Annotated in this window: 14 protein-coding genes and 1 pseudogene; 10 read left to right on the forward strand and 5 right to left on the reverse strand. The window is 69.2% G+C overall.

All coding sequences use genetic code 11. The features are described 5' to 3' along the window. Window positions 1–90 precede the first annotated feature (90 nt). Genes OS124_RS0120765 through OS124_RS25480 form a run of 3 tightly spaced genes read left to right on the forward strand, consistent with a single transcriptional unit; the run spans window position 91 to window position 1,774 of the window. Window positions 91–681 carry an RNA polymerase sigma factor gene (locus tag OS124_RS0120765; RefSeq protein ID WP_010141906.1) on the forward strand — a complete coding sequence of 197 codons (591 nt, stop codon included), beginning with the start codon at window positions 91–93 and terminating at the stop codon, window positions 679–681. Next, window positions 674–1,219, forward strand: coding sequence for a hypothetical protein (locus tag OS124_RS25475; RefSeq protein WP_010141907.1), 546 nt, complete (start codon window positions 674–676; stop codon window positions 1,217–1,219). The genes OS124_RS0120765 and OS124_RS25475 overlap by 8 nt, the downstream gene beginning before the upstream one ends. 3 nt (window positions 1,220–1,222) lie before the next feature. Then, complete coding sequence (locus tag OS124_RS25480; protein WP_010141908.1) at window positions 1,223–1,774, forward strand: periplasmic heavy metal sensor; 552 nt, start codon at window positions 1,223–1,225, stop codon at window positions 1,772–1,774. Window positions 1,775–2,179: 405 nt separating this feature from the next. On the opposite strand, the gene OS124_RS25485 is transcribed toward OS124_RS25480, so the two are convergent. After that, on the reverse strand, window positions 2,180–3,079 hold the full coding sequence (locus tag OS124_RS25485; RefSeq protein ID WP_010141909.1) for a GGDEF domain-containing protein: 900 nt from the start codon (window positions 3,077–3,079) through the stop codon (window positions 2,180–2,182). Beyond that, window positions 3,012–3,611 carry a response regulator gene (locus tag OS124_RS25490; protein ID WP_010141910.1) on the reverse strand — a complete coding sequence of 200 codons (600 nt, stop codon included), beginning with the start codon at window positions 3,609–3,611 and terminating at the stop codon, window positions 3,012–3,014. The genes OS124_RS25485 and OS124_RS25490 overlap by 68 nt, the downstream gene beginning before the upstream one ends. A 120-nt stretch (window positions 3,612–3,731) precedes the next feature. Here OS124_RS25490 and OS124_RS0120790 point away from each other — a divergent pair, with 120 nt between their 5' ends. After that, window positions 3,732–4,019 (forward strand): DUF3572 domain-containing protein, encoded by a 288-nt coding sequence (locus tag OS124_RS0120790; RefSeq protein WP_010141911.1) that lies wholly within the window; start codon window positions 3,732–3,734, stop codon window positions 4,017–4,019. A gap of 121 nt (window positions 4,020–4,140) precedes the next feature. Here the strand turns inward: OS124_RS0120790 and OS124_RS0120795 are convergent, their stop codons facing one another. After that, entirely contained in the window at window positions 4,141–4,599 is a 459-nt protein-coding gene (locus OS124_RS0120795) for a MarR family winged helix-turn-helix transcriptional regulator (protein ID WP_010141912.1), read from the reverse strand. A 231-nt stretch (window positions 4,600–4,830) separates the two neighbouring features. Between OS124_RS0120795 and OS124_RS0120800 the strand changes: the two genes are divergently transcribed. The 6 genes from OS124_RS0120800 (at window position 4,831) to ribD (ending at window position 10,057) form a co-directional block, all read left to right on the forward strand. Continuing rightward, window positions 4,831–5,523 (forward strand): HAD family hydrolase, encoded by a 693-nt coding sequence (locus OS124_RS0120800; protein WP_010141914.1) that lies wholly within the window; start codon window positions 4,831–4,833, stop codon window positions 5,521–5,523. Window positions 5,524–5,715: 192 nt separating this feature from the next. Then, window positions 5,716–6,681, forward strand: coding sequence for a trimethylamine methyltransferase family protein (locus OS124_RS25495; protein ID WP_272941957.1), 966 nt, complete (start codon window positions 5,716–5,718; stop codon window positions 6,679–6,681). A 44-nt stretch (window positions 6,682–6,725) separates the two neighbouring features. Next, a complete protein-coding gene (locus tag OS124_RS0120810) occupies window positions 6,726–7,313 on the forward strand; it encodes a heme NO-binding domain-containing protein (protein WP_010141916.1) in 588 nt (195 codons plus the stop codon). Beyond that, window positions 7,310–8,350 carry a GGDEF domain-containing protein gene (locus tag OS124_RS0120815; RefSeq protein ID WP_010141917.1) on the forward strand — a complete coding sequence of 347 codons (1,041 nt, stop codon included), beginning with the start codon at window positions 7,310–7,312 and terminating at the stop codon, window positions 8,348–8,350. The genes OS124_RS0120810 and OS124_RS0120815 overlap by 4 nt, the downstream gene beginning before the upstream one ends. Window positions 8,351–8,486: 136 nt before the next feature. Continuing rightward, window positions 8,487–8,954 (forward strand): transcriptional regulator NrdR, encoded by a 468-nt coding sequence (nrdR, locus tag OS124_RS0120820; RefSeq protein WP_010141918.1) that lies wholly within the window; start codon window positions 8,487–8,489, stop codon window positions 8,952–8,954. Further along, on the forward strand, window positions 8,954–10,057 hold the full coding sequence (gene ribD / locus OS124_RS0120825) for a bifunctional diaminohydroxyphosphoribosylaminopyrimidine deaminase/5-amino-6-(5-phosphoribosylamino)uracil reductase RibD (RefSeq protein ID WP_010141919.1): 1,104 nt from the start codon (window positions 8,954–8,956) through the stop codon (window positions 10,055–10,057). The genes nrdR and ribD overlap by 1 nt, the downstream gene beginning before the upstream one ends. 35 nt (window positions 10,058–10,092) lie before the next feature. Here ribD and OS124_RS25500 read toward each other — a convergent pair. Beyond that, a pseudogene (locus OS124_RS25500) lies at window positions 10,093–12,143 on the reverse strand (capsular polysaccharide biosynthesis protein). A 7-nt stretch (window positions 12,144–12,150) separates the two neighbouring features. Beyond that, window positions 12,151–13,189, reverse strand: a 1,039-nt coding sequence (locus OS124_RS25505) for a polysaccharide biosynthesis/export family protein (protein ID WP_010141920.1), incomplete at its 5' end; no start/stop codon positions are given.

Below are 13,189 nucleotides of genomic sequence, written 5' to 3' on the forward strand. Positions count from 1 at the left end.
AAATCCGCCCGTGGGGCCGCGAGGCCTGCCCGGGATGTATCAGACGGCAGAGCGTGGACAGGCCACGCGGAAACGGTTAGCCCGGCAGGCATGCAGCAGATGGCCTTCGACGATCCAGACGCCATACCGGACGATGCGCTTCTCGTGCTCTATGCCAACGGGGACGGTGAGGCCTCGCGCCTGCTGACCGCGCGCCTTGCGCCCCGGGTCTTTGGCCAGGCCGCGCGCATGCTTGGTGATCGGGCCGAGGCCGAGGACGTGACACAAGAGGCGATGCTGCGGCTCTGGCGCATCGCGCCGGACTGGCGGCAGGGCGAGGCGAAGGTCACCACCTGGCTCTACCGGGTGACGGCCAATCTCTGCACCGACCGGCTGCGCAAGCGCCGGGGCGGTGCCGACATCGAGGATGTGGCCGAGCCCGCGGACCCTGCGGCGCCGGTCGAGGAAAGACTGCAGACACAGGCCCGCATGGACGCCCTGCAATGGGCGCTCGACCAGCTGCCGGACCGGCAGCGTCAGGCGGTGGTCTTGCGTCACATGGAAGGACTGGGCAATCCTGAGATTGCCGAGATCCTTGAGATCAGCACCGAGGCGGTGGAAAGCCTGACCGCCCGGGGCAAGCGGATGCTGGGTCGCCTTCTGGCGGATCGGCGTGAGGAACTGGGGTATCACGATGGTTGATCGCAACGGAAAGGACATGCTGACCGATGCCGCGCTGGAGTCTCTATTCAGCGAGGCGCGCGACGCGGATCGCTCCGGCTGGGGCGACCAGGCCGGCGGGGCAGCAGACGAGGCCGGCCTTGGCCTGCCGCTCGGGCTCACGGCACGGATCCTCGGCGATGCTGACCGGCTGCTGGACGAGCGCGCGGCCGAGGCGCAGCGGCTCCGCGAGGCGGCGCGGGCGGGCGCGGCGGCGCGCAATGCCCATGCGGGCCTCGTGCCGGCGGGCGCGGGGCTGGGCGGCGAGATGCTGCTCGGCGGCGGGCTGGGCGGCTTCGGCATGGGCGGCGGCTTCTGGGCGCAGCTCTCGCGGGCGCTTGGCGGTGGCCCGGCCCTGGCCGGTCTGGGCGCCGTGGCGATTGCCGGGCTCTGGCTGGGTGTGATGCCGCCGGCGGCGCTCGAGACCTCGCTTGACGGAATTTTCGGCACGACCGTCAGCAGCAACCCCTACCTGGTGGACAGTGCCACCGCCTATGACTTCCTGCAGAGCGAGGGCTGAGAGATGAGCGACGAGAAGGCCCCGGACGAGAACCTTGCCGCCGGACGGGGCGGCACGCCCTCCGGATCCGAACCCCCGGAACCCGCTCCGCGGGCGCGGCTTGGCACCGGGCTGCGGATCTTGCTCTTTGCTTCGCTGGCGCTGAACCTCGCGGTGGTCGGACTGGTGATCGGACTGCTCAGCCGCACGCCCTTCAAGGGGCCGCCGCGCCCGGATCAGGTGGCTGGCGCGCTTACCTTCGCCCTGTCCGAGCCTGACCGCCGCGCCATCGGCCGCGAGATCTTCCGTGAGATGCGCGCCCAGGGGGAGGGGCGGCCGAACCGGCGCGAGGAATATGCCCGTGTCCTGGCCGCGCTGCGCGCCGAGCCCTTCCAGCCCGAGGACCTGGCTCAGGTCTTTGCCCTGCAGCGCGATACGGCGATGCGCTTTCAGCAGGCCGGCCAGAAGGCCCTGATGTCGCGTATCCTGCTGATGAGCCAGGATGAGCGCATGGCCTTCGCCGATCGTCTCGAGGAAGGGTTGCAGCGCGAAAGCGGCAAGCCGCCGCGCAACTGATCCGGCAGGTGCCATCAGGCCCCCGGGGCAGGCTGCAGGCGCGGAGGTGCCTAGGGGGCCGGGGTCACCAGCGCCCCGGAACCGTCTCGGGGCGCGACGCCCGTGCCCCGGGATCGCGGACGGGATCGCAGAGCGGGCACGGCTGTGGGGGATGTTCCCCGGCTGCCGTCGCCATTGGCGCTCCCTGCGTCGCAGCCCCCTGAGAGAGCGCCGCAGTGAGCTGACCTCAAGCGTCGGGACTGGATGCAGCCATTGTCCGGTTGCGGCGCCCTGCACCGACATCGCCCTGCAAGGCGCCTTGGCCGAGGCGCCGGCGCCCCGAAACCGTCAGGCGCAGCGCGCAAGGTAACGCAAGGCCGGGCGGCCGCTCAGCGCGTCCCTCGAGGATCGGACCCTTGCCCGGAGCTATCCGCCTACGCCGAGGCGTCTGGTTTCGGCCTGGGCCGGGGGCGCGACGGGGTGGCAGTGGACCTGGTCTCTCCCCGCCCGCTTGGCCGCGTAGAGCGCCCGGTCGGCGTCGGCCAGCAACTCTTCGGGGCTGCGCAGCCCGGCGCCGCCGATGGTCAGCCCGACCGAGATGGTCAGGGGCAGGCCCCGGGGCAGATCGGGCAGGGCGACCGGTGCTTCGCGGATGCGCGCGCAGATGCGCCGGGCAATGGCATGGGCCATCTCGGCGCGGATGCCGGGCAGGATCGCCAGGAACTCCTCGCCCCCGATCCGGGCCAATACGTCCTCTGTGCGCAGGTTGCGCCGCATCTCCTGCGCCACGGCCTGCAGCACGAGGTCGCCCGCCGCGTGACCGTGGCGGTCGTTGACCTCCTTGAAGTGATCCAGGTCGGCGACCATCACCGCGAAACCCTCGCCCCGCATCACCGCCGCGCGTGAGATCTGGGCCAGGCGGGGCAGGGCGAAGCGGCGATTATGCAGCCCGGTCAGCGGGTCCGTCACCGAGGCGCGCAGGCTTTCCGACAGGGCCCGGCGCAGCGCGCGGCGGCGGGTCAGCCGGACCTGAAGCAGGCGCATCCGGGCGGCGATCTCGGCGGCGTCGAAGGGGCCGGGCATCACCGCGCCGGCGCCGATCTCGTAGGCCTGGGCCTGTACGCGAGGCGCAGCACCAGGGGCGAAGACCAGGATCTCCTGCTCCATCCGGTCAGAGCGGTTGGCCATTTCCGCCAGCAGGCGCAGGCCACGGCTTTCGTTGTCGTGGGCAAGGCCCAGCACGATCAGCCCGGCGCGATCAGGGCGGGCCGGCGGGGCGGCGCGGCCGGCGCCCTCGCGCAGCTCGGCGGTATCGGTGAACTCCATCCTGAAGCCCGGAAGGCCCTCGAAGGCGCGGCGCCACCCCCGCGAGCTCGCCGCGTCGGGGGCAATGAAACTGACGCGGGAGACGCCCTGGAAACGGCCCATCGGTTCGGCCAGGCCCGGGGCGCAACTCATGTCCGCGCAGGCGCAGGGTGTTGACCACATCGCGGGCGCGTTCCTGGGCCCGCATCCGGGCGCGAAAGACTTCCTGCGGTTCACTGCGCGAGATCACGTCGTCCGCACCGGCGCTCAGCAGGCCCGCCCGGCCCATGTGGGCGCCCGGCGCGGTGACCACCAGCAACGTTATCTCGGCGCTGCGACTATCGGCGCGCAGGCGGCGCAGGAAACGCCCGGCAGGCATGCATTGCAGTTCGTCCGCGATCAGGATCATACCGGGGCGCCAGTGCTCCAGCAACTCGAGCGCCTCGAGCGCGGTGCCGGCGACCTGGATCTCGTAGAAAGCGCCCGACAGGCGCGCCGCCAGCGTGATCCGGCGGGTCACGTTGTCATCGACGATAAGGATTCGTCCGGGCATCTTTTCCGAAGCTCCTGCGGGCCGGATGTGCCATGAGGGCGGCGCAGCGGCGATATTGCGTGCAGCATCAATTGGTGAAATTGGTTAAGAAACCCTTGCCCAATTCCAGGAGGTCTTTGCGTGAAACGTCTTTCCCCCGCCCGCGCGGAAGAGATTGCCCTTGCGTGCCTTGGCTGGCTGGCGGGCAACGAGGATCTGCTGCCGGTCTTCATGGGGGCGACGGGGCTGGCCGCGGAAGACCTGCGCGCTTCGGCCGAGGACCCTCATTTTCTGGGCTCGGTGCTGGATTTCCTGCTGATGGACGACGCCTGGGTCATGGCATTCTGTCGTGACACTGGCCTGCCGTTCGAGCTGCCCTTCCAGGCGCGGCAGATGCTGCCCGGCGGCGAACAGGTGCATTGGACCTGAGTGCGCGGCACCAGGGCCGCACCCGGTTCAGGGCTCGCACGGCAGCATCATCATGGTTTGCAAGGTCTGACCTGTTGCACGGACGGCTGCCTGGCCTGTGACCAGGGGGCAGCAGGCTGGCCTAGAGATGGCTCAGCTGGGTCTCTTCACCTTCGGTCAGCTTGCGCAGGAGCTGGCGCAGCAGCACGTCCTCGCCCTCGGACAGACGGTCGGCCATGACTTGTCCATTGGCGCGTGCATAGGGTGTGCCGAGGCGCACCGCCTCGCGGCCCTCGGCGGTCAGGCTGATCTGCCGGGTGCGCCGATCGCCGGTGCCGGAGCTGCGCGACAGCAGTCCGGCCTGTTCCAGCTGGCGCAGCGCGCGCGAGGTGGCGGTACGGTCGATGCCGACGAATTCGGCCAGCTCGGAAGGTTGGGTCAGCCCCTCGTTGGCAAGGCCCAGCAGGATGCACCAGGTGATCCGGGTCAGGCCGATTTCGCGCAGTTTCTCATCCAGACGACGTTCCTGAAGCCGCGCGGTCACCGAAAGCCAGTAGCCGAGGGAGTCATGAAGTCTGTACGGGGGGATATCGCCGGTCATGGGGCCATCAGACCGAGGCAGGCCCGAAAGTCAAGCTTTCGGGAGGTCTGGAGGGATCCCGTGCGACAGGGAGGGGGGCGGCAAGGACAGGCTGGTTTGTGCGCCGCCGGAACAAATTTGCAACCACAGTTTTGCAAAAGTTTGCAAACTGGTTCGCCCGCCTCTTGCAACCTGCTCGGCCCTGACGCAGCTTCATTTCCGTGTTGCTGTCAGCGGAGCGAAAATATCCAGATGCTAAAGGGACTTCTCTTCGACAAGGATGGAACGCTCTTTGATTTCGGGGGCACTTGGAATGCCTGGGGAAAGGGCGTTCTGGAAGGTCTGGCCCAGGGCGACGCCGGGCTTCTGCAAGCCCTCGCGCGTGCCCTCAGATTCGATCTCGACGCCGGGAGCTTCCGTGCCGACAGCCCGGTCATCGCCGAGACCAATCGCGAGGTCGCCGAGTTGCTGCTGACGCACCTGCCCGGGCGCAGTCTCGAAGCCCTGGAACACTACCTGACTGAAGAGGCCGCCAAGGCGCCACTTGAGCCGGTCACCGATCTGCCCGGCCTGATGGCGGCCTTGCAGGGGCAGGGCTACGTGCTGGGCGTGATGACCAATGATGCCGAGGTCTCGGCCAGGCATCAGGTCGGGGCGGCCGGAATCGCGCCCTACCTTTCGTTCGTGGCGGGGTTCGACAGCGGCCATGGCGCCAAGCCCGATCCCGATCCGCTGCTGGCCTTCGCGCGGGCCTCGGGGCTGGATCCCTCGCGGGTGGCGATGGTGGGGGACAGCACGCATGACCTGATGGCGGGGCGGGCGGCCGGGATGATCTGCATCGGCGTGCTGACCGGGATGGCCCCGGCGGCAGAGCTGGCGCCTCATGCGCATGTGATCCTGCCCGATATCAGCCATCTGCCCGAGTGGCTGGCGGGGCAGGCCTGACTGGGCCCGACATCCCCGGGGCGCCCGATCAGTCTGCATGAGCGGCCTGCATCTGCGGGCCCGGCGGAAAACGACCCCCAATGTTGCGCGTGGCGGGGAAAGTCCGATCCGGGCCGCTCTTGATCTGCCGAGAGCGCAAGAGGCAGCTCATGGCCGGGACCTCATCCCTCCGGGGCCCTTCTGGCAACCGGGATCCGAGAGGGGCGGCGGGCCGAGGCGCGCGCGGTGCTCGCCGGGGCCGGGTGCCCGGCCGATGGAGCTGTCGCGCGCACGGGGCGCGACTTCGTCGCCGAGGTGCTCTGCCCTGTGCCGGACGAACGGACGTTGCATGCATGGAACCTGGCGCGCGACCTGCCGGTCGGCGGGCGTCATGTCCTCTTCGGCACGGGTGCCTCTGCCCCTGGCTGCTGGGACATGGAACTGGGCCGCAAGATCCCGGGCACACGCGCCCGTTGCGTCAACCTGCTGAGGCTGTCGCAGCACGCCAATTGCATCCATTTCATCGGGGGCTGTCCGGTCGGGCCCCTGGATATCCCGGTTGCGCTGCGCCACATTGAGGGGCTCTTCGACGTGCTGACCCTGACCGACAAGGTGCCACAAGCCTATTCCCTGGGCGCCAGCCAGGTCGAGGAGGCGACGGAGACGGGCCCCCTTGCCGGCGGCTGGGATCAAGAGAGCTTCGCCGCGCGCCCGCATCTGTTCAGCAACATCAATCCCTCCGCGCCGCCGAAACACGAGGCGCTGATGCTGGACGAGTTGATGCGGATGGCGCGGCGCGGGCAGGGGCTGGTCCTGTTGCCCTTCACCCTTGCGGGGGCCGCTGCGCTGGTGCCACTGACGGGGGGGCGACGCGCGCGTCCGGCTCGTGCGGCGCCTCCGTGCCCGACGGCCTCGTTCGCAGGCAGTGACCCGGCCCGGGTCGACCAGGCCTTCGTTTCGGACCGGCGCAGTATAGAGACCCGCCCGCAAGGCGGGTGGGGCCTGGACCGCCGAACGCGCCCATGGGGTCTGGACGGGCCTCCTGTCCGATCATGCCGACCCGCCGCTGCCCGATGCCTGTCGCGCGGCGCTCGAGGACTTCGTGATCCGGCGCCGGGGCGAGGGCGGATCGCCGCCCGTGGCCTGATCGCAAGTCGGCGGCTGTTGAGCCTATCTTAAGTCTCGGCGGTCATGCTGTCGGGAACAAGGACGGGCGGCAGGCCATGCACGGTTTGATCAACAGGTCGATTCAATGTTTTCTCCGCGATACCTACGGGGAGGCGCTCTGGCTCGACGTGGCGGCGGCGGCGGATCTGCCCTTCGTCGAGTTCGAGGCGATGCTGGTCTACGAGGATGCGGTCACGGGGCGGGTGCTGGACGCGGCTGCCGACAAGCTGAAGAAGACCCGGGCGATGGTGCTTGAGGATATCGGTACCTACCTTGTGTCTCACCCCAACAACGAGGGGCTGCGCCGCCTGCTGCGCTTCGCCGGCCTGTCCTACGAGGACTTCCTGCATTCGCTCGATGACCTGCCCGACCGGACGCGGCTGGCGGTCTCTGATCTCGAACTGCCCGAGCTGGAGCTGCGCCAGCATTCGGCGTCGCGCTTCTCGATCACCTGCAACGCGGGCTTTCCCGGCTTCGGCCATGTCCTGGTCGGGATCCTGCGCGCCATGGCCGACGACTATGGCGCGCTGGTCATCCTGGATCACCTGGGCGAACGCCAGCGGATCGAAACCGTCGAGGTCACCCTTGTCGAAGCGGCCTTCGCCGAGGGTCGCGCCTTTGAACTCGGGGCCAGGACGGGATGAGCACGGCAGGTCATGGCCTGGCCGCGCTCGCCGAGCAGATGCTGCCCGGCGTGCCCCTGGCCTCGATGGATGCGCTTTCGCCGATGCATCTGGTGCTGGATCACACCGGACATGTCACCCATGCCGGGCCCACCATGCAGAAGCTGCGCCCGAACCTGCCGCTGGCGGGGCAGCGGTTTCTCGAGATATTCGAGATGGCGCGCCCCCGTGCGGTGACCTCGATGCCGGCGCTGCTGGCCTCGGCGGGGATCAAGCTGCACCTGCGGCTCAGGGATGATCCGCGTACCCCGCTCAAGGCGGTGCTGGTGCCGCTGGCGCCCGACGGGCAGGGGCGGCAGGGGGCACTGGTCAACGTCTCGTTCGGCATCTCGATCCTCGAGGCGATCCAGACCTACACGCTGCATTCGGGCGATTTCGCCCCCACCGACCTGACCATCGAGATGCTCTACCTGATCGAGGCCAAGACCGCCGCGATGGAGGCATCGCGCACCCTCAACCTGCGCCTGCAGGGGGCCAAGATCGCCGCCGAGGAACAGGCCTATACCGACACGCTGACCGGGCTGAAGAACCGCCGTGCCATGGATCACGTCCTGGCCCGGCTGGTGCGCACGGGGCAGGACTTTGCCCTGATGCACCTGGATCTCGACTGGTTCAAGCAGGTCAACGACACCCATGGTCATGCGGCCGGTGACTATGTGCTTCAGCATGTCGCCCGTCTCATGGTCGATGAGACCCGCGCCGGGGACACTGTGGCGCGCATCGGCGGGGACGAGTTCGTGCTGCTCTTTCACAATCTGACCAAACGCTCCTGCATAGAAGAGATCGCCTTGCGGCTGATCCAGCGGCTTGAGGTGCCGATCAGCTTCGAGGGCGCGCGCTGCCGGGTCTCCTGTTCCATGGGCACCACGCTGTCGACCTTCTACGACCAGCCACGCCCCGAGCAGCTGCTGGCCGATGCCGATGCCGCGCTCTATGCCTCGAAGAAATCAGGGCGGGCGCAGCACAGGTTCTTCCGCCCGGAGCCGGCGCCGGACTAGGGCTCGTGGCAATTCCGCAGCACATCTGGTGAGCGGAAAACGGCCCTACCCAATCCTCAGTGGACCCCCTATAGTACCTGTGGATAAAACCGGGGTGTCCCCCAAAATGGGGGGCAAGTAGTGAGGGCCCAGGGCGATGCGCTGTCCGTTTTGCGGAAATGTCGACACTCAGGTAAAGGATTCCCGGCCGGCCGAGGATCACGCGGCCATCCGGCGGCGTCGGTTCTGCCCGGCCTGTGGCGGCCGCTTCACCACCTACGAGCGGGTCCAGCTGCGCGACCTGGTGGTGATCAAGTCCACCGGCCGCCGCGAGGATTTCGACCGCGACAAGCTTGAACGCTCGATCCGCATCTCGATGCAGAAACGCCCGGTCGAGCAGGAACGCATCGACCAGATGATCTCGGGGATAGTGCGCCGGCTGGAAAGCATGGGCGAGACCGACATCCACTCCAAGGTCATCGGCGAGATCGTGATGGAGGCGCTGGCCCGGATCGATACCGTGGCCTACGTGCGTTTCGCCAGCGTTTACAAGAACTTCCAGGCCGCTGACGATTTCGACAAATTCGTCAGCGAACTGCGCCCGAACCTGCCACGCGACGAGTGATGCGGCGCCAGGAAGACGCCCGCTACATGGCCCTGGCGCTGTCGCTGGGGCGGCGCGGACAGGGGCGCTGCTGGCCGAACCCCGCGGTCGGATGCGTCATCGTCCGCGACGGGCGCATCCTCGGTCGCGGCTGGACGCAGCCCGGTGGACGGCCTCATGCCGAGGCGGTCGCCCTGGCCCAGGCCGGTGCCGCGGCGCGCGGTGCCACGGCCTATGTGACGCTCGAACCCTGCGCCCATCACGGCAAGACCCCGCCCTGCGCCGAGGCGCTGATCGCTGCGGGGATTGCGCGGGTGGTCTGCCCGATCGAGGATATCGACCCCAGGGTCGGCGGTCAGGGCTTCGCCATGCTGCGCGCGGCAGGGATCGAGGTCTCGACCGGGCTGATGGCCGATGAGGCGCTTTCGGACCTGTCGGGCTTCTTCCTCAACCGGGCGCAGGGCCGCCCCTTTGTCACGCTGAAGCTGGCGCTGTCGCTGGACGGGCGGATTGCCACCGCCACGGGCGAAAGCAAATGGATCACCGGCCCCGATGCCCGGCGCGAGGTCCATGCCCTGCGGGCCCGCCATGATGCGGTGATGGTCGGTGCGGGCACGGCACGCGCCGATGATCCCTCGCTGACGGTGCGGGTCATGGGGCTGGACCATCAGCCGGTGCGCATCGTCGTCTCGCGTCGCCTGGATCTGCCGCTGATGGGCCAGCTGGCCCGAACCGCCAGGGAGATCCCGGTCTGGATTTGCCATGGCAGCGATGCCGATCCGGCGCTGATCGAAGCCTGGGAAGGCCTTGGCGCGCGCCTTTTCTCTTGCGAGCTTTCCGGGCGGCAGCTTGATATTTCCTCGGTTCTGCAAGAGCTTGGCGCGGCCGGTCTGACGCGGGTCTTCTGCGAGGGCGGTGGCGCCCTGGCTGCGACCCTGCTGGGGGCCGACCTCGTGGACGAGCTGGTAATCTTCTCGGCTGGGCTGATGCTGGGGGCCGAAGGGCGGCCGGGGATCGGGGCGCTTGGCATCGGTCAGCTGGCCGAAGCGCCGCGTCTTGCACTTCTGGAAGACCGCCGTATCGGGGCCGACGTCATGTCGCGCTGGACCCGCGCATCCGCCTGAAAGAAAGGCCCGCCTTCTGAGCGGCCGCAGCCGGATCAGTCCCGGCCGCGCCGCCACAGGCCCGGTTGCGAGGCCAGAACGCCCTGCGCCTTGGCCAGCAGCCGCAGCCCGGCACCACTGCCCGGCAGATCGGCCAGTTGCAGGCGGCGCACGGCCACTTCCACCGGGCAGGGCTGCATCGTCACCGGGTCGAGGTAGCGCGGGTAGTCGATCAGCGCCGCATGGACCAGGCTTTCCAGGCTGATCCGGGCCCGCCGGCGCGGCACGTGATCCAGGTCGCGCGTCAGCCCCCAGCCGGCATAGAAGGGCAGCCCGGTGCAGATCACCTCGACGCCACGCAGCAGCGCTTCGAACCCCATGAGAGAGGTCATTGTCCAGACCGCGTCCACCTGGTCGAGCAGGGCCGCCGGGTCGGCCTCGTCCAGCACCGCATCGGCATAGGCGAGGGCGGCGTCGGGCTCCAGCCGGCCGGGGCGCAGCCCGCGCGCCACATCTGGGTGGGGCTTGTAGAGCACGACGGCATCGGGCTCGACCCGACGCACGGCCTGCAGAAGTTCGAGGTTGCTGCTGATCGGCCCGGCGCCGCAGAGGATCGAGGCATCGTCCTCGACCTGGCCGGGCACCAGGACGCGCCGCCCGGGCCGCAGCTTGGGCAGCGTCGCGCCGCCGCCGGGATTGTACTTCGACAGCCCCGCCTGGCGGATTGCGGCGATCAGCTTCTCGACCCTCAGCTGCTGGTCCGGGCGCAGCGTGGCACGGGCGGTGATCAGCCGTTCCAGCCGGCTTTCCCGACGCGGGTCGTAGTAGATCCCCAGGTCGTCCAGCGCCAGCGAGAGCGGCGGCACCAGCTCGGCGCCAAGCCCGCGAGAGCGCAGGAAACCATCCTCGATCCCGATCGCGCCATCCTCTGCCGCGCCCCAGGTCATGCGCCGTTGCGGGCCTGCTCCGGGGCCGAAGCGCACCGGCATCTCGGTGCCGAAGAAGCTCTGGAAGTGGTGCCGCTTCCACAGCCGGATATTGTCCGCCCGCCAGCCGAAACGGTCCTCGCGCCAGGCCCGTGCCCGGGCGGCCAGGGCCTCGGCGGCTTCCTCGGCGTCGCAGAGCCGGTCGTCGTAGGGGTCGTACCAGCGGGGATAGAGCAGCAGTGCCCCGGCGGTCAGCTGGGTGCGGGTCAGGCTGCGGCCCCTGCGCGAGGGGCCGGGGGGGAGCGGGTGACGGTCGTCCGAGAGGTTCCAGCCGGCATAGAAGGGCAGGCCGAAACCCGGGGGCGGTGGCCGGCGAGGATCGCCTCGAAGCCAAGCTGCGAGCTGACCGTATAGACCGCCACGGCGCCTTCCATCAGCGCCCAGGGGCTGACCGGGCGGTCCAGAAGGGTGATGCGCCCCGGAGCGGCGGCCTCGACATCGGCGGGGCCGTAGTAGCCGCTCCGCTTGCCCGCGCGGGTCTCGGGGTGGGTCTTGATGACGATCCTGGCGCCGGGATGCTCTTCCTGTGCCCAGTAGAGCATCTCCTTGAAACTGTTGGCATCCGCGCCGCCGAGCCGGACCGAGGCATCGCCGCGCAGCTGGTCGATGACCAGCACGTAGCCGGGATCGGGCAGGGCAAGGGCGGGGTCGCAGCCGGCGTATTTCGACAGATGCGCCTCGGTCATCCGGGCGCGCAGGCCGCGGGCGCGGTTCAGCAGGTGGCCATCATCGAAAGGATGGGTCTTCAGCAGCCGCTCGAGGTCAGAGGGCCGGGTGCCGTCGAAGTGGCAGCCTGTGCTGTCGAGTGTCAGGCCGAGGGGCGGTTCCCCCAGCCGGCCCGGGTGCAGCGAGCGCAGGAAGGCATCCTCGATCCGCAGCAGGGCGGCGCCGGTCTTTTCGGCCACGGCCTCGCCGCGCTTGGCGTAGGGGGAATGCCCCCAGACGCCGATCAGCCCCTCGGGGCCGGGGCTGCCCAGCGGGGTCAGGCGATAGCCCGACAGTTCAAGAATGCGTCGCACGCGCTTCTGGCGCAGGAAGCCGGCGTTGTAGAAATGCAGCGGCTGCAGCTCTCCCGTCGCGCGCCCGGAAGTGCCTGGCTGCGGGGTCGCGTCGGTCTGCATCCGGGGCCTACTGTCCGATAGAGCCAAGCGCATCGACCCGGCTGAGAGAGCCGGTGAGCGCCGCTATGGTCTTGTCCCACTGGGTGAAGGGCGCCTCGGTGACATAGATCAGGTCGCCGTCGCGGATCAGGAAGTCCCGGGCCATGAACATGCCGTTCGGCTGGGTCAGGTCCAGCACGTAGACCATGCGTTGCGCCCCTGTCAGGTCCGAGCGCGCCAGCACCTGCTCGGCGATTTCCTCGGCCTCGTTACGGAAGACGAAGACGCCGGTCGGATCGGCGGCATTGGATTTCAGCCCGCCCGCCTGGGCGATGGCTTCGATGCCCGACAGGGTCTGACTCTCGAAGTCGATCACGCTCTGGGTGCCGGCCGCGCCCAGCACGGTGAAGCTGCGGGTGTCCTCTTCCAGCAGGATGCGGTCGCCATTGCGCAGGGCGATGTCGTAGCGCGGATCATCGAAGAGATCCTGGAACCAGATGGTCGAGCGCTGGTTGCCGCGCACCACCGTGATCAGCGCGCTTTCCGGGGGCACCGAGATCCCGCCCGCCGCTGCGAGCATCCCCGAGAGCCGCAGTGTCGGCCGCTCGATCGGGTAGACACCGCTGCCGCCGATGGCGCCGATCAGCGTGACCGAGGCACCGTCACCGGCCTCGCGCACCACCTCGACCTGCGGGTCAGGGGTCTGGTCGGCCAGTTTCTCGGTGATGATGCGCCGGATCGCCTCGGGCGAGTTGCCCGCGGCGCGGATGCGGCCCGCGTAGGGGACGAAGATGAAGCCCGCGCCATCGACCTGCACTGCGCTCAGCGAGGTGTAGTTGACGCCTTCCGAGGCCAGCAGCCCCTCGTCGACGTTTTCCCAGATGGTCAGCGACAGGGTGTCGCCGGGGCGGATCACGTCCGAGCCGACGGGCCCGGCGTTCAGGAAGGCATCCGAGAAGCCGAGCGCCGGGATGACGGCGGTGGCCCGGGTCACCCGGTCATTGACGGCAATGACGAAGGCGTCACCCTCGCGCTGGACGGACGCCGGCGTAGACTCTCGCGCTTGG

Source organism: Oceanicola sp. S124, from assembly GCF_000220565.1.
Lineage (GTDB): Bacteria > Pseudomonadota > Alphaproteobacteria > Rhodobacterales > Rhodobacteraceae > Pseudooceanicola.